The 26,542-nt window shown below is 70.8% G+C and carries 22 protein-coding genes; 21 read left to right on the top strand and 1 reads right to left on the bottom strand.

Going from position 1 to position 26,542, the window contains the following annotated elements:
* Positions 1–380: 380 nt before the first annotated feature.
* The 16 genes from ACFYMM_RS16705 (at position 381) to ACFYMM_RS16780 (ending at position 18,331) form a co-directional block, all read left to right on the top strand.
* Positions 381–1,412 carry a substrate-binding domain-containing protein gene (locus ACFYMM_RS16705; protein ID WP_388386945.1) on the top strand — a complete coding sequence of 344 codons (1,032 nt, stop codon included), beginning with the start codon at positions 381–383 and terminating at the stop codon, positions 1,410–1,412.
* 545 nt (positions 1,413–1,957) lie between these two features.
* Positions 1,958–3,085, top strand: coding sequence for a substrate-binding domain-containing protein (locus ACFYMM_RS16710; RefSeq protein ID WP_388386947.1), 1,128 nt, complete (start codon positions 1,958–1,960; stop codon positions 3,083–3,085).
* Between the two features lie 2 nt (positions 3,086–3,087).
* Positions 3,088–4,668: a sugar ABC transporter ATP-binding protein gene (locus ACFYMM_RS16715; protein ID WP_388386949.1), complete on the top strand. Its 1,581-nt coding sequence runs from the start codon at positions 3,088–3,090 to the stop codon at positions 4,666–4,668.
* A complete protein-coding gene (locus tag ACFYMM_RS16720; RefSeq protein WP_388386952.1) occupies positions 4,665–5,684 on the top strand; it encodes an ABC transporter permease in 1,020 nt (339 codons plus the stop codon). Before ACFYMM_RS16715 ends, ACFYMM_RS16720 begins: the two co-directional genes overlap by 4 nt.
* Before the next feature lie 109 nt (positions 5,685–5,793).
* Positions 5,794–7,476 carry a ribulokinase gene (gene araB / locus ACFYMM_RS16725; protein WP_388386954.1) on the top strand — a complete coding sequence of 561 codons (1,683 nt, stop codon included), beginning with the start codon at positions 5,794–5,796 and terminating at the stop codon, positions 7,474–7,476.
* A gap of 47 nt (positions 7,477–7,523) precedes the next feature.
* The gene (gene araA / locus ACFYMM_RS16730; protein ID WP_388386957.1) at positions 7,524–9,041 is read left to right on the top strand and encodes an L-arabinose isomerase; all 1,518 of its coding nucleotides are present in this window, start codon (positions 7,524–7,526) and stop codon (positions 9,039–9,041) included.
* A 28-nt stretch (positions 9,042–9,069) separates the two neighbouring features.
* Positions 9,070–9,798, top strand: a complete 729-nt coding sequence (araD, locus tag ACFYMM_RS16735) for an L-ribulose-5-phosphate 4-epimerase AraD (protein WP_388386959.1) — start codon at positions 9,070–9,072, stop codon at positions 9,796–9,798.
* Between the two features lie 132 nt (positions 9,799–9,930).
* Positions 9,931–11,142, top strand: a complete 1,212-nt coding sequence (locus ACFYMM_RS16740) for a hypothetical protein (RefSeq protein WP_388386962.1) — start codon at positions 9,931–9,933, stop codon at positions 11,140–11,142.
* Positions 11,143–11,212: 70 nt separating this feature from the next.
* Positions 11,213–12,532 (top strand): sensor histidine kinase, encoded by a 1,320-nt coding sequence (locus ACFYMM_RS16745; protein WP_388386965.1) that lies wholly within the window; start codon positions 11,213–11,215, stop codon positions 12,530–12,532.
* Positions 12,504–13,166, top strand: a complete 663-nt coding sequence (locus ACFYMM_RS16750) for a response regulator (RefSeq protein WP_388386968.1) — start codon at positions 12,504–12,506, stop codon at positions 13,164–13,166. Before ACFYMM_RS16745 ends, ACFYMM_RS16750 begins: the two co-directional genes overlap by 29 nt.
* Positions 13,167–13,316: 150 nt before the next feature.
* Positions 13,317–13,610, top strand: coding sequence for a zf-HC2 domain-containing protein (locus ACFYMM_RS16755; RefSeq protein WP_388386970.1), 294 nt, complete (start codon positions 13,317–13,319; stop codon positions 13,608–13,610).
* Between the two features lie 149 nt (positions 13,611–13,759).
* Positions 13,760–14,845: an S-(hydroxymethyl)mycothiol dehydrogenase gene (locus ACFYMM_RS16760; protein ID WP_388386973.1), complete on the top strand. Its 1,086-nt coding sequence runs from the start codon at positions 13,760–13,762 to the stop codon at positions 14,843–14,845.
* Complete coding sequence (locus ACFYMM_RS16765) at positions 14,845–15,477, top strand: MBL fold metallo-hydrolase (RefSeq protein WP_388386975.1); 633 nt, start codon at positions 14,845–14,847, stop codon at positions 15,475–15,477. The genes ACFYMM_RS16760 and ACFYMM_RS16765 overlap by 1 nt, the downstream gene beginning before the upstream one ends.
* Positions 15,478–15,580: 103 nt before the next feature.
* The gene (locus tag ACFYMM_RS16770; protein WP_388386977.1) at positions 15,581–15,943 is read left to right on the top strand and encodes a bifunctional 3-phenylpropionate/cinnamic acid dioxygenase ferredoxin subunit; all 363 of its coding nucleotides are present in this window, start codon (positions 15,581–15,583) and stop codon (positions 15,941–15,943) included.
* Entirely contained in the window at positions 15,940–17,142 is a 1,203-nt protein-coding gene (locus ACFYMM_RS16775) for an NAD(P)/FAD-dependent oxidoreductase (RefSeq protein WP_388386979.1), read from the top strand. Before ACFYMM_RS16770 ends, ACFYMM_RS16775 begins: the two co-directional genes overlap by 4 nt.
* Positions 17,143–17,200: 58 nt before the next feature.
* Positions 17,201–18,331, top strand: a complete 1,131-nt coding sequence (locus ACFYMM_RS16780) for an aromatic ring-hydroxylating dioxygenase subunit alpha (RefSeq protein ID WP_388386981.1) — start codon at positions 17,201–17,203, stop codon at positions 18,329–18,331.
* 15 nt (positions 18,332–18,346) lie between these two features.
* On the opposite strand, the gene ACFYMM_RS16785 is transcribed toward ACFYMM_RS16780, so the two are convergent.
* Positions 18,347–19,093 (bottom strand): IclR family transcriptional regulator, encoded by a 747-nt coding sequence (locus tag ACFYMM_RS16785; RefSeq protein ID WP_388386983.1) that lies wholly within the window; start codon positions 19,091–19,093, stop codon positions 18,347–18,349.
* A 206-nt stretch (positions 19,094–19,299) separates the two neighbouring features.
* On the opposite strand from ACFYMM_RS16785, the gene betA reads away from it, so the two are divergent.
* From betA to ACFYMM_RS16810, 5 genes are all read left to right on the top strand, one after another.
* The gene (gene betA, locus ACFYMM_RS16790; RefSeq protein ID WP_388386985.1) at positions 19,300–20,970 is read left to right on the top strand and encodes a choline dehydrogenase; all 1,671 of its coding nucleotides are present in this window, start codon (positions 19,300–19,302) and stop codon (positions 20,968–20,970) included.
* 3 nt (positions 20,971–20,973) lie between these two features.
* Positions 20,974–21,819, top strand: coding sequence for a 5,10-methylenetetrahydrofolate reductase (locus ACFYMM_RS16795; RefSeq protein WP_388386987.1), 846 nt, complete (start codon positions 20,974–20,976; stop codon positions 21,817–21,819).
* A gap of 136 nt (positions 21,820–21,955) precedes the next feature.
* Positions 21,956–23,425, top strand: a complete 1,470-nt coding sequence (locus ACFYMM_RS16800) for an aldehyde dehydrogenase family protein (RefSeq protein ID WP_388386989.1) — start codon at positions 21,956–21,958, stop codon at positions 23,423–23,425.
* 20 nt (positions 23,426–23,445) lie between these two features.
* Positions 23,446–24,537: a glycine betaine/L-proline ABC transporter ATP-binding protein gene (locus tag ACFYMM_RS16805; protein ID WP_388386991.1), complete on the top strand. Its 1,092-nt coding sequence runs from the start codon at positions 23,446–23,448 to the stop codon at positions 24,535–24,537.
* Entirely contained in the window at positions 24,534–26,534 is a 2,001-nt protein-coding gene (locus tag ACFYMM_RS16810; RefSeq protein WP_388386993.1) for an ABC transporter permease, read from the top strand. Before ACFYMM_RS16805 ends, ACFYMM_RS16810 begins: the two co-directional genes overlap by 4 nt.
* Positions 26,535–26,542: the final 8 nt, after the last annotated feature.

Here is a 26,542-nt window from a genome sequence, read left to right on the forward strand (position 1 = left end):
GGAGCTGGACCGGGGGTCTTGGCCTGCACGATTGCGCCCGGTCGGTGGTGATCGACCGGTCTCGCGACTCCGTCTTTTTACGCTGGGATGAACACCGGGTCAACACCGTCGAACAGTCAAGAGTGTGGAAACAAATGCCATGCGTTTCCTCCGCCAAGGGGTGCGAACTCGGAGGAGTGCGGCCGTTCCCGGTGGGTGATCGCGACGTCAGAAGCCTTCTGGGGCGTCCGACAACGCTGTCGGAAAATTCCTGATCGGAGTGGTTGCGAAGCCTTGACCCCTTCGGAATGTGTGCGCTAACAATTCTCCACGGCCTGCTGGCTCCCCTCGGAGGCAACCGGCCGGAAACATGGCGGCGTGTGAGTGTGGGGAGGTGGAGCATGGACGGGGATCGTGCACCGGTGATGGCGGACGTGGCCCGGATCGCGGGCGTCTCGCACCAGACCGTCTCGCGGGTCCTGAACGACCACCCGAACGTGCGGCCCACCACCCGGGACCGGGTGCTCGCCGCCGTCCGTGAACTCGGCTACCGCCCCAACGCGGCCGCCCGCACCCTGGCCACCCGCCGCACCCGCACCCTGGGTGTGATCAGCTTCAACACCACGCTGTACGGCCCCGCCTGCATGCTCTACGGCATCGAACAGGCGGCCCGACAGCACGAGTACACCGTCACCGTGGCCGCCGTCGGCACGCTCGACCGGCGATCGGTACTGGACGCCGTCGACCGGCTCAGGGGTCAGGGTGTCGAGGGAATCATCGTCATCGCGCCGCAGACGGCCGCGGTCGGCGCACTGGCGAACGTGCCGGCGGACGTGGCCCTGGTCGCGGTCGGCTGCGGCACCCACACCGCGCTGGCCTCGGTCGCCGTGGACAACGAGGCCGGTGCCGAGCTGGCCACCTCCTACCTGCTCGACCTGGGCCATCGCACGGTGCACCACCTGGTCGGGCCGCGGTCCTGGCTCGACGCGCAGGAGCGCGAGGCCGGATGGCGCTCCACCCTGGAAAAGCGGGGCGCCCCGGTGGTCGAACCACTGGTCGGCGCCGACTGGACGGCCCGCACCGGATACGAACTCGGTCAGCGGATCGCCACCGACCGCGAGGTCACCGCGGTGTTCTGCGCCAACGACCACATGGCCCTCGGTCTGCTGCGGGCCCTGCAGCAGGCCGGGCACCGGGTGCCCGAGGACATCAGTGTCGTCGGATTCGACGACATGCCCGAGACCGAGTTCTTCGGCCCCGCCCTGACCAGCGTCCGCCAGGACTTCGACGAACTCGGCCGACGTGCCCTGCACGCGCTGGTCGAGATCGTCGGCGACCCCGACGCGGGGCTCCCGGCGGCCGACCAGACACCTCACATCGTCATCCCGCCCAGCCTGGTGGTGCGCACCTCGGCGACCCGCCCCCGGCACTGACCGGTACCCCGGTCGCACCACCAGGCCACGCACAGACCGCGTACCGAACGCGTACAGACCGCGCACAGAAAGGAACTCCGACATGGCCCCTTCCGGCTGACGTGACCGCCGGCCGCGGGACCGTCCCCGATCGCCAGGGGCCGGCACACCCGAGCGCCGTATGCCGAACAACCGCTCCGCCCAGACCGCCCGGGTAGTGAAACCGGCGAGAAATTCCGCCTTCCGACCCGTCGGCCCCCGCGCCTGACGAACTGTCAGGTAACCCAGCCGCCCGCACCGCCCCGTCGCGGTCACCGCGGTCGGCTCCACTCGGCGACAGCCGACGACTCGCCCGCCAGGGCTCTCCCACCGGATCACCACCGGTCATCCGCGCCCCCTCCGAGGCACCGCCATGCCCGAAGGCGGGGGCCGGCCGACGGACCGTGCCCCGGTCCCGTACTCCCCGTTCCACCCACGCCGCTCCCGTGCCGTGGGCTCACCGCTCACCCACGCAATCCCTAGAAGGGCGCTGATCAGCGATGATTCGTACCAGACGTTCCCGTACCGTGGCCGTCGCGACCGCGGTGCTCCTCTCGCTCGCCGCCGCGGGCTGCTCCAAGAACGCCGGCGGTTCCAACTCCTCCTCGGCCGGTTCCAACTCCGGCTCGAACTCCAGCGCCGCCCCGGTCGCACTGGCCGGCTCGGTCACCTTCAACCAGACGAACCTGGCCAAGCTCGACGCGGCGCTGAAGTCCGCGCTGGCCGGCAAGGACCTGTCCAAGGTCGACATCGCGATGGTCGTGAACGTGGCCGCCGACTACTGGAAGGCCGGCCAGGTCGGCTTCCTCAAGGGCTGCTCCGACCTCGGCATCTCGAAGAGCAAGTGCACCTACTTCGCCCCGCCGAACGGCAAGCTGACGGAGCAGAACTCGGAGCTGGAGACCCTGCGCTCGCAGGGCGTCACCGGCTACTCGCTCTCGGCGATCGACCCGACCTCGGCCGCCGGCACCATCCACACCGACGTCCAGAAGGGCATCGGCGTGCTGGCGATCGACTCGCCGCTGCCCGGCACCGACGCGGCCTCCCTCTACCTGGGCACCCCGAACTACACCGCCGGGTTCCAGGCCGGCACCGCGATGAAGCAGGTCCTCGGCGGAAAGGGCAAGGTCGCGATCCTGGTCGGCTCCCTCACCGCGTCGAACGCCACCCAGCGCATCGCGGGCTTCGAGGACGCGCTCAAGGGCACCCAGATCACCGTCGCCCAGAAGGTCAACGACAACCTCCAGGCCAGCACCGCGACCTCCGACGCCGAGACCATCCTGGCCAACAACCCCGACGTCAACGGCCTCTACGGCGTCTACTCCTACGACGGTCCCGCGCTGGCGCAGGCCGTCACCTCGGCCGGCAAGACCGCCTCCGTGCACATCGTGTCCGACGACTCCGACGCCCAGACCCTGAAGTTCATCCAGTCCGGCGTGATCTCCGGCACCGTGGTGCAGATGCCGTACCAGCAGGGCTACACCGGCGCGTACATCCTGGCCGCCGAGAAGGTGCTGGGCAAGGACAAGACGATGGCGCTCGTCAAGCCCTACCTGGAGAAGGACGGCTCGACCCTCAGCTCCGGCGTGGGCCTGGTCACCAAGTCCGACCTGAGCGCGTACCAGTCGCTCGAGTCGCAGCTGGGGATCGGCTGAGCATGACGGCCACGAAGAACGCCCAAAGCCGCGCGGTGACCGCACGGCTGCGGGGCGTGCACAAGTCCTACGGTCCGGTGCGCGTCCTCGACCTGCCGGAACTCGACCTCTACGCCGGTCAGGTCATCGGCGTGGTCGGCGAGAACGGCGCGGGCAAGTCCACCCTGATGGGCACCCTGGCGGGTTCCGTCCACCGGGACGGCGGCGAGATCCTGATCGGCGGCGAGCCGCTCGTCGCCGGATCCACGGAAGCGGCGGGACAGCTCGGCATCGCCATGGTCTCCCAGGAGTTCCCGCTGGTGGGACAGCTCTCGGTGGCGGAGAACCTGCTGCTGGGCCGCCGCCCCCGGCAGTCGAGGCGGCGGTTCCTCGTGGACCGTGACGCACAGCGGGCCGAGGCCGAGGCGATGCTGGCGGAGATCGGCCTGTCCGCCGAGACGATCCCGGTGAGCCGGGAGGTGCGCACCCTCGCGGTGCCCACCCGGCAGATGATCGAGATCGCCAAGGCGTGGGGCCGCGAACCCAAGCTGCTGATCCTGGACGAGCCGACCTCCTCACTGGGCCCGGTCGAGGCCGAGATGGTCCTCGGCCTGGCCCGTCAACTGGCCGAACGCGGGGGCACGGTGCTCTTCATCGGGCACCGGCTGGACGAGGTGCGCGACGTCAGCGACCGCGTCCTGGTGCTGCGCAACGGCAGGCTGGTGGCCGACCTGGAACCCGCGGAGGCCACCGAGGAGCGGCTGATCCGGGAGATGGTCGGCGGCGAGGTCGCACAGGGCGAGCCCAAGGCACCACCGGCGACGAGCCCGGTGCTGCTGCAGGTCGAGGAGCTGACCGCGGACGGTCTCGGCCCCGTCGACCTGGAGGTGCGCCAGGGCGAGATCCTGGGCGTGGCCGGCCTGATGGGCTCGGGCCGGAGCCGTCTGGTCCACACCATCGCCGGCGCCCAGCCCTCGACGGGCGGCCGGATGCGGCTGGGCGGCGAGCCGTACCAGCCGCGGGGCGCGGGTGACGGCGTGGCCGCCGGGATCGCGCTGATCCCCGAGGACCGCAAGGAACAGTCGCTGGTGCTGTTCGCACCGATCCGGTCGAACGTCGTCGTCTCGGTGCTCAAGCGGATCAGTACCCGGGGCCTGCTCGGCCCGGGCCGCGAACGCGCCGAGGCGCGGAAGATCACCGAAAACGTCAATGTGCGGATGCAGTCGGTGGAACAGCCGATCGGCTCGCTGTCCGGCGGCAACCAGCAGCGTGCCATCTTCGGCCGCGCCTTCGCCGCCGAGCCGCGCCTGCTGCTGCTCGACGAGCCCACCCGTGGCGTGGACGTGGGCGCGAAGGCGGAGATCTACAAACTGATCGACCGGGCGGCGGAGCAGGGCATGGGACTGGTGGTCGCCTCCTCGGAGCTGGAGGAACTGCTCTGGATCTGCCACCGCATCGCGGTGATGAACCACGGGCGGGTGGTCACGGTCATCGACCGGGCCGACGCCACCAAGGAGCGGATCATGACGGCCGCGGCCGGCACCTCGGCCTTCGTCCCCGAAACACCCGACCAGGAACAACTGACGAACGGAGCCACAGCATGAGCGCGCAGAGCACGCTCGCCCCCGACGAGATCGCCCCGCGTTCACGCCCGGCCGTGTCGAGCCTCGCCCGCAAGCTCGCCGCCTCCCCGGAGGCCGGTGTCATCATCGCCTGCGTGCTGGTGTTCGTCGGGATCGCGGCCAACGCGGACACGTACACCGCGGTGGGCAACCTCCAGGTGATGGGCCGGGACCTGTCCCAGGTCGGCATCCTCGCGATCGGCGAGTCGCTGGTCATCCTGACCGGTGGCATCGACCTCTCGGTGGGCGCGCTGGCCGGTCTGGCCGGCATCCTGGCCGCCTGGATGAACGTGAACGAGGGCCTGCCCGCACCCCTCGCCATCCTGCTCACGCTGGTGATCTGCGGCGGCGTCGGCCTCTGGCACGGCATCATGGTCACCCGGCTGAACGTGCCGCCCTTCGTGATCACCCTGGTCACCTACACCGTCGCGCAGGGCATGGCGCTCGCGATCACCAGCGGCTCGCCCATCAACAACCTCGACCCGATGTTCAGCAACCTGAGCCAGTACTACATCGGACAGATACCGGTCCCCGCCCTGTTCTTCGTCGGAGCGGCCGCCGTCGCCTGGTTCGTACTGGAGCGCACCTACGTGGGCCGCCAGATCTACGCGGTCGGCGGCAACAAGGAAGCCGCCCGGCTGGCCGGCATCCCCACCGCCCGCCGGATCGCCTCCACCTACGTCGCCAGCGCCGCGCTGGCCGGCGTGGTGGGCATCATGGTGATCGGCCGCATGAACGTGGCCGACCCCTCGGTCGGCGCGGGCTGGGAACTGACCGCGATCGCCGCCGCGGTGGTCGGCGGGATGTCGCTCTCCGGCGGCGAGGGCCGTATCGCCGGCATCGCGGCCGGCGCGATCCTGCTGGAGTTCATCACCAACGGTCTGCTCGCGCTCAAGGTCAGCCCCTACTACCAGCAGGTGGTGCAGGGCGCGGTCCTCGGTGTCGCCATCCTGCTCGACCGGGTGCGCGCCCGCTACTTCGGCAGGAGCCGGGGCTAGGACGCCGTCGACCGAGCCGAGCCGGGCGGATGCCGTTTCGGCGTCGACAAGAGATCGAACACTGGTCGATATATCGAATATGTCGAACATCTCTCCGTGGAGGAGGCTGATGGTGAACGCCGGAGACGAGACAGCCGGGAACGGCGAACCCTGCGTCGTGGGAGTGGACTTCGGGACACTGTCCGGACGGGCCGTGGTGGTCCGCGTCCGTGACGGTGCGGAGCTGGGGACGGCCGAGCACGAGTACCGGCACGCCGTCCTGGACCGCCAGCTGCCGGACGGTACGCGGCTGCCCCCGGACTGGGCCCTGCAGGTGCCCTCCGACTACGTCGACGTCCTGCGCCAGGCGGTACCGGCGGCACTCCGGGCCGCCGGTGTGGCGCCCGAGCAGGTCGTCGGCATCGGCACCGACTTCACCGCGTGCACGGTGCTGCCGGTGCTGGCGGACGGTACCCCGCTGTGCGAACTCCCCGAGTACGCCGCCCGCCCGCACGCCTACGTCAAGCTGTGGCGCCACCACGCGGCCCAGGCACAGGCCGACCGGATCACGACGCTGGCCGCCGAACGCAAGGAGGAGTGGCTCCAGCGCTACGGCGGCAAGATCTCCTCGGAGTGGGAGTTCGCCAAGGCCCTGCAGTTGCTGGAGGAGGATCCCGAGATCTACCACCGCACGGAGCGGTGGGTGGAGGCGGCGGACTGGATCGTCTGGCAGCTGTGCGGCACGTATCTGCGCAACGCCTGCACCGCCGGCTACAAGGGGCAGCTCCAGGACGGCGCCTACCCCTCGCGTGCCTACCTGGAGGCACTCAACCCCGGCTTCGCCGACTTCGTGACGGACAAACTGGAGCACCCGATCGGCCAGTTGGGCGCGAAGGCCGGACAGCTGACGGCCGAGGCGGCGGCGTGGACGGGCCTGCCGGAGGGCATCGCGGTGTGCGTGGGCAATGTCGACGCCCATGTGACGGCGCCCGCGGCCAGGGCGGTGGAACCGGGCCAGATGGTCGCCATCATGGGTACCTCGACCTGCCATGTGATGAGCTCCGACCAGCGGGGCACGGTGCCCGGCATGTGCGGTGTCGTCGACGGCGGCATCCTGCCGGGCCTGTGGGGTTACGAGGCCGGGCAGAGCGGGGTCGGTGACATCTTCGGCTGGTTCGTGCGCACCGGCCTGCCCGCCGAGTACGCGGACCAGGCCGCCGCGCTGGGCCGCACCGCGCACGAGCACCTGACGGCGCTCGCGGCCGGGCAACGGGTGGGCGAACACGGTCTGATCGCGCTGGACTGGCACAGCGGGAACCGCTCCGTGCTCGTCGACCACGATCTGAGCGGCGTGGTGGTCGGGCTGACCCTGTCGACCCGCCCCGAGGACGTCTACCGCGCCCTGCTGGAGGCCACCGCCTTCGGCACCCGCACCATCATCGAGGCGTTCGAGACGTCCGGCGTGCCGGTCGACGAACTGATCATCGCGGGCGGTCTGACGAAGAACGCGCTGCTGATGCAGATCTACGCGGACGTCACCCGCCGCCCCCTCGGCGTCATCGGCTCCGCACAGGGCCCCGCCCTCGGCGCCGCCATGCACGCCGCGGTGGCGGCCGGCGCGTTCCCCGACATCCAGGCCGCCGCCCAGTCCATGGGCAAGGCCGACCGGGGCGTGTACCAGCCGGACCCGGACCGTGCCGCGGCCTACGACCGTCTGTACGCCGAGTACCGCCTCCTGCACGACTACTTCGGCCGCGGCACCAACGACGTCATGCACCGCCTGCGCCACCTCCGCGCCGAGGCGTCCGCCTGAGCGGCCGCAGGTCCGCCGCAAGCCGATCCACCCGAAAGGAACCCGCCATGACCACACCCGACAAGACGCCCACCGACCAGGAGATCTGGTTCCTCACCGGCAGCCAGGGCCTGTACGGCGACGACGTGCTGCAGCAGGTCGCCCACCAGTCCCGGCAGATCGCCGAGAGAATCGACTCGGCCGACGCGATCCCGCTGCGGATCGTGTGGAAGCCCGTTCTCACCGACGCCGAGTCGATCCGCCGGCTGTGCCAGGAGGCCACCGCCTCCGACAACTGCGTCGGCGTCATCGTGTGGATGCACACCTTCTCCCCGGCGAAGATGTGGATCGGCGGACTGAGCGCGCTGGACCGGCCGGTGCTGCACCTGCACACCCAGTACAACCTGTCGCTGCCCTGGTCGAGCATCGACATGAACTTCATGAACCTCAACCAGGCGGCGCACGGCGACCGCGAGTTCGCCCACATCGAGGCCCGGCTCGGCATCGACCGCAAGATCGTCGCCGGCCATGCCACCGACCCGCGGGTGATCCGGCGGATCGCCGCCTGGGCACGGGCCGCGGCCGGCCGCCACGCGGCCCGCAGCCTGCGCCTGGCGCGGTTCGGCGACAACATGCGGGACGTGGCCGTGACCGAGGGCGACAAGGTCGAGGCCCAGATGCGGTTCGGGTTCTCCGTCAACACCTACGGGGTCAACGACCTGGTCGCCGTCGTCGACGCCGTCGACGACAAGGCGGCCGCCGAACTCGCCGCCGAGTACGTCGAGTCGTACAACGTCGTCCCGGCCCTGCGTCCCGGCGGCGTCTGGCACGACTCCCTGCTGTACGCCGCCCGCCAGGAAATCGGCCTGCGCACCTTCCTCACCGAGGGCGGATTCACCGCTTTCACCACCAACTTCGAGGATCTCGGCGGCCTGCGGCAGCTCCCCGGCCTGGCGGTCCAGCGCCTGATGGCGGACGGCTTCGGCTTCGGCGGCGAGGGCGACTGGAAGACGTCCGCGCTGCTGCGCGTCATGAAGGTCATGGGGCAGGGGCAGCCCGGCGGCACCACCTTCATGGAGGACTACACCTACCACCTCGGTCCCGGCACCCCCCGCATCCTCGGCGCGCACATGCTGGAGGTCTGCCCGTCGGTGGCCGCCGACCGCCCCAGCTGCGAGATCCACCCGCTGTCCATCGGCGGACGCGAGGACCCGGTCCGGCTGGTCTTCGACGCGGCCCCCGGCCCCGCCGTCGTCGTCGGGCTGGCCGACCTGGGCGACCGCTTCCGGCTGACCGCCAACGAGGTCGACGTGGTCGGCCCCAGCGAGCGCCTGCCCCACCTGCCGGTGGCACGCGCCGTGTGGAAGCCGCGCCCCTCGCTGGCCGAGTCCGCCGAGAGCTGGCTGCTGGCCGGAGCCCCGCACCACACCGTGCTCAGCTCCGCCGTCGACGCCGAGACACTGACCGACTTCGCCGCCATGACCGGCGTCGAACTGCTCACCATCGGCGCCGACACCACGCCCGAACAACTCGCCAAGGAGATCCGGTGGAACGCCGCGTACCACCGACTCGCCCAGGCCCTGTGACGCGCCGCCGGCACGAAGGAGACGAGCGATGACCGTACCCGTACGCGACGGCCTGCGGCAGGAGGTACTGGCGGCGAACCTCGCCATCCCGCAGGTCGGCCTGGCGACCCTGACCTGGGGAAACGTCAGCGGAATCGACCGGGAGGCAGGCGTCTTCGTCATCAAGCCGTCCGGCGTGGCCTACGCCGACCTCACCCTCGACCACCTGGTGACGGTACGGCTCGCCGACGGCGCGGTGGTCGACGGCGACCTGCGTCCCTCCACCGACACCGAGACCCACCGCTGCCTGTACCTGGCGTTCCCCTCCATCGGCGGCGTCACCCACACCCACTCCACCCACGCGGTGGCCTTCGCCCAGGCCCGCCGTGAGATACCCGTCCTCGGCACCACCCACGCCGACACCTTCAACGGCCCCATCCCCTGCACTCCCGACCTGACGGCCGAGCAGTGCGCGAAGGACTACGAGTACAACACCGGTCGCGTCATCGTGGACCTGCTCGGCGAGGACGACAGCCGGGCGGTCGAGGTCCCGGCCGCCCTCGTCGCCAACCACGGCCCCTTCACCTGGGGACCGAGCGCCCGCAAGTCCCTGGAGCACGCGATCATCTGCGAGGCGGTCGCCGACATCGCCATCCACACCCTCAACCTGGGCCCGACCGGCCCGCCGCCCCGCCATCTCCTCGACCGCCACTACACCCGCAAACACGGCCCGGACGCCTACTACGGCAACCCGGACATGACGGCGGCCTCCACCTGACCGCGCCGCCGTGGGCGGCACGAACAGCGGTCCCGGGGCGGCCCGTCCGCCGACCGACGCCGGCGTGTACGTTGGCGGGGTGCTCCGGGCCGTACGCCGACGGCGCCGGCAACGGCTGGGGGAAAGGAACACATGGCTCGCGTCGCCGTCATCACCGCGCCGAACATCGGGTACCGCAACACAGGAATGCTGACGGTCGACCTGGCGTTCGAATCCCTGAGGCGGCGCATGAGCACCGCGGTCGACGCCACCTGGTACACCCTGCACCCGCCGGAGACCGCCCCCCTGCGGGAGTGCGCCCGGGGTACGGACTTCCCCTTCCGCTTCCAACCGCTGGCCGAGAACCTCGACGCGCTCGCCGGCCACGACGCGGTCGTCTTCTGGGGCGACTTCCTCCACGCACGGCACTATCTGGCCCAGGACGCGACCAACCGCCTGCTCGACTTCGGTGTGGCCGACGACCGGGACGCCGCCCGGGTGCTGCTGAACCGGACCCTGCTGCTCGCGGACCAGCCGGACGGGCTCCTCGCGCGGACCCTCAGCTACGGGGGCACCATTCTGCACAACACGCAGTCCGACTACGAGGACAAGGAGTACGGTCCGCTGTTCTCCCGCCTGATGACGCGAAGTCACCGGGTCTGGATGCGTGAGCCGATCTCGGCGGCCAGGATCGCGCGCCTGCGCGGGGACCGTACGACCGAATACTTCGGCTCGGACGCGGCGCTGCTGTCCCGTCCGGGCGACCTCGCCCGCCTGCCGGGCACGGCATGGTCCCAGGAGGTCCCGGACGGCGGCGCGATCGGGGTGTTCCTCGGCGCCCGCACCGAGATCCCCGCCTGGCTGCCCGCCTTCTGCCAGGACCTCTCCGAACGCTTCGGAGCCCCGCTCGAATGGCTGCCGTGGTTCGACCGGGACATCCCTTCCCCGATCCGTCACATCACCACCCGCCCGGGCGGCCACACCGTCGGTGACCTGGTGAGGGTCCTTCCCCGATACCGGCTGGTCATCACGGACACCTACCACCTGTGCGTCAACGCATGGGGCGCCGGCACCCCGGTGGTGTGCGTCGGCGCCCCCGAACCGGTCCCGACGACCGACGACGACTACCTGACGCTGAGCGATGTGAAGAAGCACGTCTTCCACATGGCCTACGACGCGGCGGACTTCTACCTGTCCTCCCTGCCCGACACCCCGGAAGGCCACCGGCGCCGCATCGACCGGCTCGTCCACCTCGTGGAAGGCGGCGGAGCCGAAGCCGTCGCCGCGCGGATACGGCAGCACGCCGACCGGTCCGAGGCCGCGTTCACCGACGCACTCGCCTCGGTGCTCGCCACGGCTCGCTGACCGCGCCGGGCCGGACACGTGCGGCTCGCGACGCGATGCCCGGTGCGGCCTCCGCGCCTACCGTGGTGGCATGGCAGTGATCACCACTGGACGTCGCAGAGCGCAGGCGCGGACGGGTTTCCTGGACGTCCTGATGTCGACCGTGCTGTTCGTGCTGTCGGCGATCGCGGTCTCGGTCGTCCACGACGAGCACCGGCTCTACTTCCGATGGCCGGCCGTGGTGCTCGTCGGGGTCAGCTGCTTCGCGCTGATGTGGCGGCGCCGCCACCCCTTCGGCGTACTCGTCGTGGCCGTCGGCTGCGCGGTGGTCCTCCAGGGGCTCGGATACCGGGAGGGCCCGCTGGAGACGAGCCCGGTGATCCTGTCCGTGTACACGGTCGCCGTGTGCACGGACCGGCGTACCGCCTGGACGACGGCGGGCGTGTCGGCGGCCGTGCTGGTGGGGGCGGCCGTGTCGTTCGATCCCGGGTCATGGCTGTCCCCGGACAACGCGGCGACGCTGGCCTGGACGGCCCTGCCGGCCGCTGTCGGAGACGGGGTGCGCTCCCGCAGGGCCTATGTGGCGGCCGTGGAGGAACGGGCGGAGCACGCGGAACGGACCCGCGAGCAGGAGGCCCGCCAACGGGTGGCCGAGGAGCGGATGCGGATCGCGCGCGAGCTGCACGACGTCGTCGCCCACCACATCGCCCTCATCAACGCCCAGGCGGGTGTCGCCGTCCACCTGGTGAAGCGGCGGCCCGAGCACGTACTCACCGCACTGGAGGGCATCCGCGACGTGAGCCAGTCGGCGCTCGACGAACTGCGGGTGACCGTCAGCCTGCTGCGGCAGCCCGACGAGACGGCCGCGCCCCGCGATCCGACGCCGGGCACGGCGCAGGTACCGGCCCTGCTGGCCTCGTTCGAACGTGCCGGTCTCGCGGTCGAGCAGTCACTGAGCGGCGCACCCGGGCCGCTGGCGCCGGCGGCCGACCTGGCGGCGTACCGCATCATCCAGGAGGCTCTGACCAACGTCCGCAAGCACTCGGGCGTCGACCACGCCCGGTTGCGCCTGTGCTACCGCCCTCACTGGTTGACGATCACGGTCGAGGACGACGGACACTCGAAGCCCCCCTGCTCCGATTCGGGGACCGGCCACGGGCTGATCGGGATGCGTGAACGGGCCGGCAGCGTCGGCGGCAGTGTGCGGGCCGGCCCCCGCGCCGACGGCGGTTTCACCGTGGTCGCCGAGCTGCCGTTGCTGTCCGGAGCGGCGGCAGGCGACGTGACCCCGACGGCATCCACGGCGGAATCCACGGCACCCCCGGCGCCCCCAGAACCGACGGCACCGACGGCACCGACGGCACCGACGAGGAGGAATGAGCATGACGATCCGTGTCCTGCTCGCCGATGACCAGGCTCTGCTCCGGGGCACCTTCAAAATGTTGTTCGATTCGGTGGACGACATGGAGACCGTGGGCGAGGCCGCCAACGGGAAGGAAGCCCTGGAACTGTCCGCCGCGCTGCTTCCGGACGTCGTGCTGATGGACATCCGCATGCCCGAGATGGACGGCCTCGCCGCCACGCGACTGATCAGCCAGTCCGCTGACCTGGCCGGGGTGAAGGTCCTGATCCTCACCACCTTCGAGGACGACGAGCACGTCGCCGAGGCGCTGCGTGCGGGTGCCAGCGGCTTCCTCGGCAAGGGCGTACGGCCCGAGGTGCTGCTCGACGCCGTCCGGACGGTGGCCGCCGGTGAGGCGCTGCTCTCGCCGGTGGCGACCCGCGCGCTGATCTCCCGGTTCCTGGCGCAGCCCGAACTGTGCTCGACCCTGGTCCAGGACCGCCTGGAGGGTCTGACGCCACGGGAGCGCGATGTGATGTGCCTGGTGGCCCTGGGGCTCTCCAACGACGAGATAGCCGAACGTCTGTTCGTCAGTCCGCTGACCGCCAAGACGCATGTCAACCGGGCCATGACCAAGCTGGCGGCCCGCGACCGGGCCCAGCTGGTGGTCATGGCCTACCAGAGCGGCCTGGTCAGTGTGTAGCCACGGGCACCGCGTACCACGGACGTGGTAGGCGCGATTCGCTTCACGGGGACGACGCGTGAGGGCACCGGTGTCGGCGACAGTGAAGGGGTGAACGGAACCCTGCGCCGCCCGTGTGGCCTGGTCGCAGCCGAGAGAGGACGTCCCGACATGCTCAGCTCGCTTCAGGAATGCCACGCCATCCGGGAACGACTGGCCGGATACGCACTCCACGCACTCGTCACCGAAGAGGCCGGCGCCGTCAGCGCCCACCTGGCCACCTGCTCCGCCTGCCAGGACGAGCACTACTGCCTCGCGGCCGTGGCGGCTCACCTGGTTCCCCTCCGGGAGGCACTGGCCGACCAGTCGCGCGGCCGGAGGACCGGCCGGCGCCGCCCGGCACGGACCACACCGCTCACTCTCGCGCAGTGGGCGAACTCGAAGGCGTTGGCCGTGGCGAGGTGAGGCCCCTGGTGCTGCGCATCGGGTGGTCCCGGTGGCGTCCGAGTTCTTGACCGCCGCCTGCCCCTCCACGATGCTTCGTTGCGGTACGTGAGATGCGTAGCGCAATGAGAAACCCTCTCCTTGCGTCTCGTCCGACCTGAGGAGTAGCCATGGCTCACCACGTCCGTGCCGTCGTCGCGCGAGCGAAGGGCGCACCCGTCGGCCTGGAAACGATCGTCGTCCCCGACCCGGGCCCGGGGGAGGCGCTGGTGAAGATCGAGGCGTGCGGGGTCTGCCACACCGATCTGCACTACCGCGAGGGCGGCATCAACGACGACTTCCCGTTCCTGCTGGGGCACGAGGCGGCGGGTGTCGTGGAGTCGGTGGGCGACGGTGTCACCGACGTCGCCCCGGGTGACTTCGTCATCCTCAACTGGCGTGCGGTCTGCGGACAGTGCCGCGCCTGCCGGCGGGGCCGGCCGCAGTACTGCTTCGACACCCACAACGCCAGGCAGAAGATGACCCTGACGGACGGCACCGAGCTGTCCCCGGCCCTCGGGATCGGCGCGTTCGCCGAGAAGACGCTGGTGGCGGCGGGGCAGTGCACCAAGGTCGACCGGGCGGCCTCGGCGGCCGCCGCCGGTCTGCTCGGATGTGGGGTGATGGCCGGCATCGGCGCGGCCATCAACACGGGCGGCGTCGGGCGCGGTGACACCGTGGCGGTCATCGGCTGCGGCGGGGTGGGGGACGCGGCGATCGCCGGTGCCCGGCTCGCCGGAGCCGCCAGGATCATCGCCGTCGACATCGACGAGCGGAAACTCGACACCGCCAGGCGCATCGGAGCGACCCACACGGTCAACTCCAGGCAGGGCGATCCCGTGGCGGCCGTGCGCGAGCTGACCGGCGGCTTCGGCGCCGACGTGGTGATCGAGGCGGTCGGCCGTCCGGAGACGTACCGGCAGGCCTTCTACGCGCGCGACCTGGCCGGCACGGTGGTCCTCGTCGGTGTGCCGACGCCGGAGATGAAACTCGAACTCCCGCTGCTGGACGTCTTCGGGCGGGGCGGCGCGCTGAAGTCGTCCTGGTACGGCGACTGCCTGCCCTCGCGCGACTTCCCGATGCTCATCGACCTGTACCTGCAGGGCCGGCTGGACCTGGACGCCTTCGTGACCGAGACCATCGCCCTCGACGAGGTCGAGAAGGCCTTCGAGCGGATGCACGACGGCGACGTGCTGCGCTCGGTGGTGGTCTTCTGATGGCCGGGGCGCGCATGGAGCACCTCGTCACCTCGGGCACGTTCTCCCTGGACGGCGGCGTCTGGAACGTCGACAACAACGTGTGGATCGTCGGTGACGACAGCGAGGCCGTCGTCATCGACGCCGCACACGACGCCGGGGCGATCGCCGCGGCGCTCGGCGGACGCACCCTGCGGGCCATCGTGTGCACCCACGCCCACAACGACCACATCGACGCCGCGCCCGAGCTCGCCGCGCGCACCGGGGCTCCGATCCTGCTGCACGAGGACGACCTTCCGCTGTGGAAACAGACCCACCCCGAGCGGGCGCCCGACGGCGAACTGGCCGACGGGCAGGTGATCACGGTGGCGGGTGTCGAGCTGACGGTCCTGCACACGCCCGGCCACGCCCCCGGGGCGGTCTGCCTGTACGCGCCGGCCCTGAAGGCGCTCTTCGCCGGTGACACGCTCTTCGCGGGCGGCCCGGGAGCCACCGGCCGGTCCTACAGCGACTTCGGCACCATCGTCGGCTCGATCCGGGACCGGCTCCTGACGCTGCCGGGCGACACGGTCGTGCACACCGGCCACGGGGAGACCACCACCATCGCCGCCGAGGCGCCGCATCTGGACGAGTGGATCGACCGAGGGTTCTGACCGCCGTCCGGTGTCCGGTGGATGCCTTGACAGGCGTTTGGGGGCGCCCCCAAACTGGCGTTGCGCTTACCGCAATCCGTTTCGTCATACGCACCGAGGTGTCATGAAGATTCCCGCGTGCCGTCTCGTGGATCTGCCGCGAGGCGAGGCCTACCGGCTCGACATCGATCCGCCGGTATCGGTGTTCCACACCGATGACGGCGAGGTCTTCGCCATCGACGACACCTGCACCCATCAGGACGCCTCGCTCGCCGACGGCTGGCTGGAGGGCTGCGAGGTGGAATGCCCGCTCCACGCCTCGAAGTTCGACCTCCGGACGGGAGCCGTCGACGCCCCGCCGGCCAAGCGCCCGGTGCGCACGCACGAGGTCCACATCGAGGACGGCATGATCCACGTCCAGCTGTCCATGGACGCCCCCAACCTGCCGCCCTGCATCGAGGCCCGGCTCGCCGGGGGTCCCGCGTGAGGACGGTGGCCGTCGTGGGCGCCTCGCTGGCCGGTCTCTCGGCGGCGCGCTCGCTGCGGAACCAGGGGTACGACGGGCGGCTCGTCGTCATCGGCGACGAGCCGCACCGCCCGTACGACAGACCGCCGCTGTCCAAGGAGTTCCTGGCCGGCGCCCTGGACGAAGCCGACCTCGCGCTGGAGTCGGACGGCGAGGACCTGCGGGCCGAGTGGCTGCTCGGGGCCCGCGCCACCGCACTCGACAGCCTCCGCCGCGCCGTGCGGCTGGCCGACGGCCGGGAGGTCAGGGCCGACGGCATCGTCATCGCGACCGGCGCGGCCGCGCGGACGCTGCCGGGCACGGACGGTCTCTCCGGTGTGCACACCCTGCGCACCCTGGACGACGCCCGTGCCCTGCGGGACGAACTGGCCGGGGGTGGACGGCTGGTCGTGATCGGCGGCGGATTCATCGGCGCCGAGGTGGCCTCCACCGCCTACGGTCTCGGACTCGACGTGACGGTCGTCGAGGCGGCACCGACGCCGCTGGCCGGACCGCTCGGGGCGGCCATGGGCGGCCTCGTCTCCGCCCTCCACACGGACCACGGAGTACGCCTGGTGTGCGGCGTGGGCGTCAAGGGGCTGAGCGGTGGCGAGCGAAGCGAGATGGGGGTCCCCCCGGACGGAGTCTGGGGGAGTATCGATGCCGTCCTGCTGGAGGACGGGCGCAGCATCCCCGCCGACATCGTCGTCGTCGGTGTCGGCGCCCGGCCGTGCGTCGAGTGGCTGGAAGGATCAGGGGTCGCGCTCGGCAACGGCGTCACCTGCGGCGCGGACGGGCGCACCAGCCTGGCGGGCGTCGTCGCGGTCGGCGACTGCGCCAACTGGTACGACCCCCGTGCGGGCGCCCACCGCCGCGTCGAACACTGGACCGGCGCGCGGGAGCGCCCGGACGCGGCGGTCGCCACGCTGCTGGCGGGCGGCGCGGTGGAACCCGGTGTGCCCCGGCCCCCCTACTTCTGGTCGGACCAGTACGGCGTGAAGATCCAGTTCGCCGGTCACGCGGCGGGTGCCGACAGCGTGACGATCGAGGAAGGCTCCCGGGACGACCGCAACGTCCTGGCCGTCTACCGGCGTTCCGGGCAGCCGGTCGCCGTACTCGGGATGAACCAGCCGCGGCTGTTCACGCGCTGGCGCAAGCAGCTCGCCGCCGCGGCGCTCTGACAGCGCCCCCCCGCGGCGTCCCCATGACCGATCCCTGACGTTCCCCGAGGAGTGCCCTGTGACCTCGACCGGCCTGCCGGACAGCCTGATCGCCACCCTCCCCGGCTCCGCCTACACGGATCCCGGCATCTTCGCCCAGGAGCAGGAGCGCATCTTCGAAACGATGTGGTTCTGCGCCGTGCGCTCCTCCGAACTCGCCGGACCCGGCGCCTTCCGGACGGTCGAGGTGGGCCGCGAGAGCATTCTGATCACCCGCGCCCGGGACAACTCCGTGCGCGCCTTCTTCAACGTCTGCCGGCATCGCGGCGCCAAGCTCTGCACCGAGGAGAGCGGCGAGGTCAAGCGCGCCTTCCAATGCCCTTACCACGCCTGGACCTACGACCTGACGGGCAAACTCGTCGCGGCTCCCAACCTCACCAAGATGCCCGACGTCGGCCGCACGGAGTACGGCCTGGCGAGCGTGGCGACGCGGGAGTGGCTCGGCTATGTGTGGGTGTGCCTCGCCCAGGACCCGCCTCCCTTCGAGGAGGTCGTCCAGGACGTCGTCACACGCCTGGGCGACACCGAGTCGATCGAGCACTACGGCATCGAGGACCTGGAAGTCGGCAGACGGATCGTCTACGACGTCAGGGCGAACTGGAAGCTCATCGTCGAGAACTTCATGGAGTGCTACCACTGCGCGACGATCCACCCCGAACTGACGGAGGTGCTCCCCGAGTTCGCCGACGGGTACGCCGCTCAGTACTACGTCGGGCACGGCGCGGAGTTCGGCGCCGAGGTCAAGGGCTTCACGGTCGACGGCTCCGAGGGGCTGGACCGCATCCCGGGGGTCACCGAGGAGCAGGACCGCCGCTACTACGCGATCACCGTGAGGCCGCAGGTGTTCATCAACCTCGTGCCCGACCACGTGATCTTCCACCGGATGTACCCGGTCGCCGCGGACCGCACGATCGTCGAGTGCGACTGGCTCTACCTGAGGCACGTCGTCGACAGCGGCAAGGACGTCAGCCGGTCGGTGGAGCTGTTCGACCGCGTCAACCGGCAGGACTTCGAGGCGTGCGAGCGCTGTCAGCCCGCGATGAGTTCCCGGCTGTACGCCAAGGGCGGCGTCCTGGTGCCCAGCGAGCACCACATCGGCGAGTTCCACGCCTTCGTCCAGGACCGTCTGGGAGCAGGCCGGCCGCAGTAGCGGCGGTGCGCGGCCTCAGCCCAGGTAGCCCATGCGGTGGCTGATCTCCTCGGCACCCTTGACCAGCAGCGGAGCGAGTTCGTGCATGCGGTCCTCGGTGAGCCGGTAGGCGGGTCCGGAGGCGCTGATGGCCGCGATCACCTCTCCGTCGCGGTTGCGGACCGGCGCGGCCATCGCGTGGAGTCCCACCTCCAGCTCCTCCAGGGTCCAGGAGTAGCCACGCTCCAGAGCCTGGGTCAGGCTCTTCTCCAGCTTGGTCCTCGCGGTCAGCGTGCGGGGCGTCAGCTTCTTCAGACCGGCCTCGGCCAGCAGCGCCGCGCGCTCCTGGGCGGGCATGTGGGCCAGCAGGATCTTGCCGCTGGAGGTGGCGTGCAGCGGGGTCAGCTGGCCGACCCAGTTGTGCGCGGTGACGGCGCCCGGGCCGCGCACCTGGTAGAGGTTGATCGCGTAGTGCTCCTGCTTCACGGCGAGGTTCACGGTCTCGCCGATCTCCTCGGCCAGCCGCTCGCAGACCGGGCGGCTCTGCTGGGTGATGTCGATCCGTCCGGTGACCGCTCCGGCCAGGCGCACGACGCCGAAACCGAGGCGGTACTTGCCGCGCTCGCCCGCCTGTTCCACCAGGCCGCGCGCCTCCAGGGCGCCCAGCAGCCGGAACGCGGTGGACTTGTGAACGTCGATCTCCGCGGCCACCTCGCTGACCCCGGCGTCGCCGCGCCGGGCCAGGATCTCCAGCACCGTGATGGCCCGGTCGACGGACTGCACTCCGCCGGCCGGTGAACCCGTCGTTTCGTTATCTGGACTGTAGTTGCTCACAGCGAAACTATACGCGCAGTAAACAACAAGGGCTGCGGTGCGTGTCACACGTTTGAAACGCGGCCCCCAAGTTGCGCGGCTCGCAACCTGGTGCGTATGGCGATACTCGTACTAGCATGCCGCGCATATCTAGGGCACGAGCGAGACGAGGCACCATGGCTCCTGCGCAGTACGACTTCGTCATCGTCGGTGGTGGATCGGCCGGCAGTGCACTGGCCAACCGGCTCTCCGCCGACCCCGGCAACCGGGTGCTGGTCCTGGAGGCGGGCCGGCCCGACTACCCGTGGGACGTCTTCATCCACATGCCCGCGGCGCTGACCTACCCGATCGGCAGCCGGTTCTACGACTGGAAGTACGAGTCCGAACCCGAGCCCCACATGGGCGGCCGGCGCGTCTACCACGCGCGCGGCAAGGTGCTGGGCGGCTCCAGCAGCATCAACGGCATGATCTTCCAGCGCGGCAACCCCATGGACTACGAGCGATGGGCCGCCGACCCCGGCATGGAGACCTGGGACTACGCGCACTGTCTGCCGTACTTCAAGCGGATGGAGAACTGTCTCGCGGCCGACCCGGACGACGAGTTCCGCGGCCACGACGGCCCGCTCGTCCTGGAGCGCGGCCCCGCCACCAACCCGCTGTTCACCGCCTTCCTCGACGCCGTCCAGGAGGCGGGACAGGCCCGCACCGACGACGTCAACGGATACCGGCAGGAGGGCTTCGCCCCCTTCGACCGCAACGTCCACCGAGGACGCCGCCTGTCGGCCTCGAAGGCGTACCTCAAGCCCGCGAGGAAGCGTCCCAACCTCACCGTCACGACCCGCGCCCTGGTCACCCGGGTCCTCTTCGAGGGCAAGCGGGCCGTCGGCGTCGAATACCGGCGCGGTCGCGGAGGGCCCCAGCGGGTGCGCGCCCGCGAGATCGTCCTCTGCGGCGGCGCCATCAACTCCCCGCAGCTCCTGCAGCTCTCCGGCGTCGGCAACGCGCGGGAACTGGCCGCGCTCGGCATCGACGTCGTCCACGACCTCCCCGGCGTCGGCGAGAACCTGCAGGACCACCTGGAGGTGTACATCCAGTACGCCTGCAAGCAGCCCGTCTCCATGCAGCCGTACCTGGCGAAGTGGCGCGCCCCCTTCATCGGTCTGCAGTGGCTCCTGCGCAAGGGCCCCGCCTCGACCAACCACTTCGAGGCGGGCGGCTTCGCCCGCAGCAACGAGGACGTGGACTACCCCAACCTGATGTTCCACTTCCTGCCCATCGCGGTCCGCTACGACGGCTCCGTACCCGCCGGCGGCCACGGCTACCAGGTGCACGTCGGGCCCATGTACTCCGACGCCATCGGCTCGGTGAAGATCAGGAGCACGGACCCGCGGGAGCACCCCGCGCTGCGCTTCAACTACCTCTCCACCGAACAGGACCGCCGCGAGTGGGTGGAGGCGATCCGGGTCGCCCGAAAGCTGCTCAACCAGCCCGCCCTGGCCCCGTACAACGACGGGGAGATCTCGCCCGGACCCTCCGTCGAGTCCGACGAGGAGATCCTCGCCTGGGTCGCCAAGGACGGCGAGACCGCCCTGCACCCCTCCTGCACCTGCAAGATGGGCACCGACGAGATGTCCGTCGTGGATCCGGCCAGCATGCGGGTGCACGGGGTGGAGGGACTGCGCGTCGTCGACGCGTCGGTGATGCCCTACGTCACCAACGGCAACATCTACGCGCCGGTGATGATGATCGCGGAGAAGGCGGCCGACCTCATCCTCGGCAAGAAGCCGCTGCCCCCCTCCTCGGCCGACTACTACCGGCACCGCGACGCCCAGAAGCAGGCCGGGTAAGCCTTGGGCGCCGACGGTCTGCGCGCTCTGCTGGGTAGCGTCCGCTACGAGGTGCTGCCCGCGAAGGCGACCGAGGACAAGGTCCTCGCCCATGTCCCGCGCGACGTCGTCGTCACCGTGACGGCCTCGCCGGTCAAGGGTCTGGAACCGACCCTCGACCTCGCCACCCGGCTCGCGGCGCACGGTCACCGCGTCGTCCCGCACGTGCCCGCGCGGCTGCTGCGGGACGACGCCCACCTCAAGGACGTCGTCGACCGGCTCCGCGAGGCGGGCGTCGCCGACGTCTTCGTCCCGGCGGGGGACGCCGGTCCGCCGGCCGGGGTCTACGACGGCGCGCTGCCGGTGCTGCGCCGGCTCGGCGAACTGGGCAGCCCCTTCGCCCGGGTCGGCATCACCGGCTATCCCGAGAGCCACCCGCTCATCCACGACGACCTCACCATCCAGGCGATGTGGGACAAACAGGCGCACGCCACGTACATTGTCAGCAACCTCTGCTTCGACCCGCGCGTGCTGGGTGACTGGGTCCGCCGGATCCGCCGCCGTGATGTCGCCCTGCCCGTGCACGTGGGCGTCGCGGGCCCCGTACAGCGGGCGAAGCTGCTGTCCATGGCTACGAAGATCGGCGTGGGGGAGTCCACCCGGTTCCTGGCCGGACACACCTCCTGGTTCCTGCGCTTCGCGGCCCCCGGCGGCTACGCGCCCGAGCGGCTGCTCGCCCGCGCCGCCGAGGCGCTCACCGCGCCGCCGGCGGACGTGGCGGGCCTCCACCTGTTCACCTTCAACCAGATCGCCGAGACCGAACGATGGCGCCGCGCCCTGCTGGACCGGCTGAGCGCCTCCCCCCGGTGACCAGGACCCGGTAACACAGAGTTTTCCGATTGCCGCTCCGCTACCCCTTGACGTGGGTTCCCGCAGTCTCCAGAGTGTTCCACCACAAGCAATACGGTGCGCTATGCGCAACGAAATTGGCTGGAAAGGCCCCGACGTGGCAGACCTGTATGTGGACGGGGAATGGCGGGACCCGGTGGCCGGAGGTCACCGGGACATCCGGTGCCCCGCCGACGGCACCCTCTCCGCGACCGTGTCCGAAGGGACGCGTCCCGACACCGAGGCCGCCGTCGCCGCGGCCCGCCGGGCCTTCGACGAAGGCCCCTGGCCGCACACCCCCGAGCGCGAGCGCGGCGCCCTGCTGCTGCGCACCGCCGACCTCGTCGAGCGCGACGCCAAGGAATTCGCCCGCGCCGAGTCGCTGGACACGGGCAAGCGGCTGGTGGAGAGCGAGTACGACATCGCCGACGTCGTCTCCTGCTTCCGCTACTACGGCGGCCTCGGCGGCACCGACGCCGGCCGGGTGATCGACACCGGCCGCGACGACGCCGTCAGCCGCGTGGTGTACGAGCCGGTCGGGGTGTGCGCGCTGATCACACCCTGGAACTACCCGCTGCTCCAGGCGAGTTGGAAGGTCGCCCCGGCCCTTGTCGCGGGCAACACGATCGTCCTCAAGCCGAGTGAACTGACCCCCTCCACCTCCATCCTGCTGATGAGAGCACTGCAGGAGGCAGGACTCCCGGCCGGCGCCGCCAACCTCGTCCTGGGGGCCGGCCCCGAGGTGGGCGCCCCGCTCTCGGAGGATCCCCGCGTCGACATGGTCTCCTTCACCGGCGGCCTGGACACCGGCCGGCGGATCATGGCCACCGCAGCCGCCACCGTGAAGAAGGTCGCGCTGGAACTCGGCGGAAAGAATCCCAACGTCGTCTTCGCCGACGCCGACTTCGAGACGGCCGTGGACTTCGCTCTCACGGCCGTCTTCCTGCATTCCGGGCAGGTCTGCTCGGCCGGCGCCCGGCTGATCGTCGAGGACTCGCTGCACGACCGGTTCGTCGACGAGGTGGTCCGCCGGGCCGGACGGATCCGTCTCGGCGGACCCTTCGATCCCGAGGCCGACACCGGGGCACTGATCTCCGCGCAGCACCTGGCCAAGGTCGAGGCGTACGTCGCCGGCGGTGTCGCAGAGGGCGCGGTACTGCGCTGCGGCGGCGAACGCCCCGCCGACCCGGCCCTGGCGAACGGCCACTACTACCCGCCCACCGTGCTCGACGAGTGCCGGCAGGACATGCGGGTGGTGCACGAGGAGTCCTTCGGACCCGTGCTCACGGTGGAGCGCTTCACCGACGAGGACGACGCCGTACGCATCGCCAACGACACCGAGTACGGACTCGCCGGAGCCGTGTGGACCGAGGACGCCGGGAAGGCCCAGCGGGTCGCCCGGCGGCTGCGTCACGGCACGGTGTGGATCAACGACTACCACCCCTACGTGCCGCAGGCGGAATGGGGTGGCTTCGGGCATTCCGGCGTGGGCCGGGAACTGGGACCCACCGGCCTGGGCGAGTACCGCGAGCCCAAGCACATCTGGCAGAACATCCAACCCCGGCCGCAACACTGGTTCCGCGGCTGAACGCCGAAAAGAGGTCGACCATGACCCCCACGCAGACCGACGCGCCGCGGCGACGCGGCACGCCCCGGGACGCGGTCCCCGCGCCGGTCATCTCCGTGCGCAAGCTGTGGAAGGTGTTCGGGCCGAAGGCGAACCAGGTGCCGGACTCCGAGGAACTGTGCGGGCTGACGCGCCGCGAGCTGATGGACCGCACCGGCTGTACCGCCGCCGTGCGCGACGTGAACTTCGAGGTCGCGCCCGGCGAGGTCTTCGTCGTCATGGGCCTGTCCGGCTCCGGCAAGTCCACCCTGGTGCGCTGTCTGACCCGGCTGATCGAGCCCACCGCCGGTGAGATCGTCTTCGAGGGCGAGGACATCCGGGACGCGGACGAGAAGCGCCTGCGCGAACTGCGGCGCAGCAAGTTCTCCATGGTCTTCCAGCACTTCGGGCTGCTGCCGCACCGCCGGGTCGTCGACAACGTGGCGTTCGGACTGGAGATACGCGGCATGAGCCGGGCCGAGCGCACCCGGCGGGCACTGGAGGTCGTCGAACTGGTCGGCCTCGCCGGATACGAGAACTCCTACCCCGACCAGCTCTCCGGCGGTATGCAGCAGCGCGTCGGCCTGGCCCGCGCCCTGGCCGGCGATCCCGACGTGCTCCTCTTCGACGAGCCGTTCTCCGCGCTCGACCCGCTGATCCGCCGTGACATGCAGAGCGAGGTCATCCGCCTGCACCACGAGGTCGGCAAGACGATGGTGTTCATCACCCACGACCTGTCCGAGGCGCTGAAGCTGGGCGACCGCATCCTCATCATGCGCGACGGCAGGATGGTCCAGTGCGGCACCGGTGACGAACTGGTCGGCGCCCCCGCGGACGACTACGTGCGCGACTTCGTGAAGGACGTGCCGCGCGGCGATGTGCTGACCCTGCGATGGATCATGCGTCCGGCGGAGCCCGGCGACCCGCTGGACGGGCCGGAGCTGGGTCCGGACGTCGTGGTGCGGGAGGCCACCCGGGCGGTGCTCGCGGCCGAGAAGCCGGTCAAGGTCGTCGAGGACGGAAAGCTGCTCGGCATCGTCGGCGACGAGGAGATCCTCGCCGTGGTCGCCGGACAGGAAGGCGACGCGCGATGACCGTCGCCGTGCGGAAACCGCAGAAGACACGGCGGCCCGAGCCGCCGGCGCCGGTCGCGCGGGCACGCCGGATCAGCCGGTCCATGGTGGTGGCCGCGATCCTGGTCGTCTGGCTGCTGCTGTTCGCCGTGCTGCGCGGCACCCAGACCCTGTCCCTGGCGGCGGCGGACCTCACCGGACTGCACCGCTGGCTCAACGACGTCAACGACTCCATCGGCGCCAACCGCAACTCCAACCCGCTCTTCCTGTACTTCTTCAACGAGATCCGGCTGGTCATCGACAACCTGGTGACCTTCGTCCAGCACCTGATCTCCCAGCCGTCCGGCACCCGCCCGGTCCCGCAGATCGGCTGGCTCGGCGTGGTGGGCCTGGCCGGGTACGTCTCCTGGGCGCTGGCCGACTGGCGGGTGGCGCTGCTGGCCGTGGCCGGCTTCACCTTCTTCGGGCTGCAGGGCCTGTGGCAGGAGAGCATGGACACCCTGGCCCTCATCCTGTGCGCGGTGTTCGTGGCGCTGCTGTTCGCCATCCCGCTGGGCGTGTGGGCGGGCCTGTCCGACCGGTTCAACCGGATCATCACGCCCTTCCTGGACTTCATGCAGACGATGCCGACCTTCGTCTACCTGGCCCCGCTGACCCTGATCTTCCTCATCGGCGGTGCGTCCGCGACCATCGCCACCGTGATCTACGCCGCGCCGCCGGCCATCCGCATCACCGCGCACGCCATCCGTTCCGTGCCCGCGACGACGGTCGAGGCGGCCGACTCCATGGGCGCCACCCCCCGGCAGTCGCTGCTCAAGGTGCTGTTGCCGATGTCCAGGCGGACCGTGGTGATGGGCGTCAACCAGACCATCATGGCGGCGCTGGCCATGGTCACCATCGCGGCCCTGATCGACGCGCCGGGCCTCGGCAAGACCGTCGTCCAGGCCCTGCAGTCCCTCGATGTCGGAACGGCCTTCAACGCGGGCCTGGCCATCGTCGTCATGGCCATCGTGCTGGACCGGGTGACCACCGCGGCCAGCGGACGAGCGGAGGCGGCCCGCAACTCGGACGGCCGCTTCCTCAGGTGGCGGCGGCCGCTGCTGGCGGCCGGAGGTGTCGTGGCGGTGGTCCTGGTCTATCTGTCGCACACGTACGTGTGGGCGGCGGACTTCCCCGGCCAGGGCGGCACCGGCAGCTCCATCGCCAAGGCGGCGGACGACGTGACCACCTGGGCCCAGGACCACCTGTCGGGCCTCACCAACGGCTTCCGCGACGCCATCACCAACGGCCTGCTCAACCCGTTCCAGACCCTGCTGACCGACTCCCCGTGGTGGGTCGTCGGCGCCGCCCTGATCGCGGTGGGCGCGGTCCTCGGCGGCCGGCGGGCCGGGGTGACCACCGCGGTGTGCGTGGGGCTGCTGGTCGGCACGGGCGTGTGGTCGGACGGCATGACGACACTGGCCTCGACCGTGGTCGCCACGGTGCTGGTGATGCTCCTCGGCGTCGTCTTCGGGGTGTGGATGGGACGCAGCCCGCTCGTGGACCGGCTGGTGCGGCCGACCCTGGACGCGGCACAGGTGATGCCGCCGTTCGTCTACCTCGTACCGTTCCTCGCGCTCTTCGGCGCGACCCGGTTCACGGCCATCGTCGCCGCCGTGGTCTACGCGGCCCCGGTCGCCATAAAGATCATCGCCGACGGGGTGCGGACCGTGCCCGAGACCACCGTGGAAGCGGCGACGGCCGCCGGGTGCAACACCTGGCAGATCATCACCAAGGTCCAGCTGCCGATGTCACGCGGAGCGTTGACGCTGGCGACCAACCAGGGCCTGATCTACGTGCTGTCGATGGTCGTCGTGGGCGGTCTGGTGGGAGCGGGCGCCCTCGGCTACGACGTCGTCGCCGGATTCTCCCAGGGACAGCTGTACGGCAAGGGACTGGCGGCCGGACTCGCCATCGTCCTGCTCGGAGTCATGTTCGACCGGATCACTCAGGCAGCGGCTCGCCGCACCAGCGCATAAGGAGCACC

This window comes from Streptomyces sp. NPDC006739 (genome assembly GCF_042869815.1).
Classification (GTDB): Bacteria; Actinomycetota; Actinomycetes; order Streptomycetales; family Streptomycetaceae; genus Streptomyces.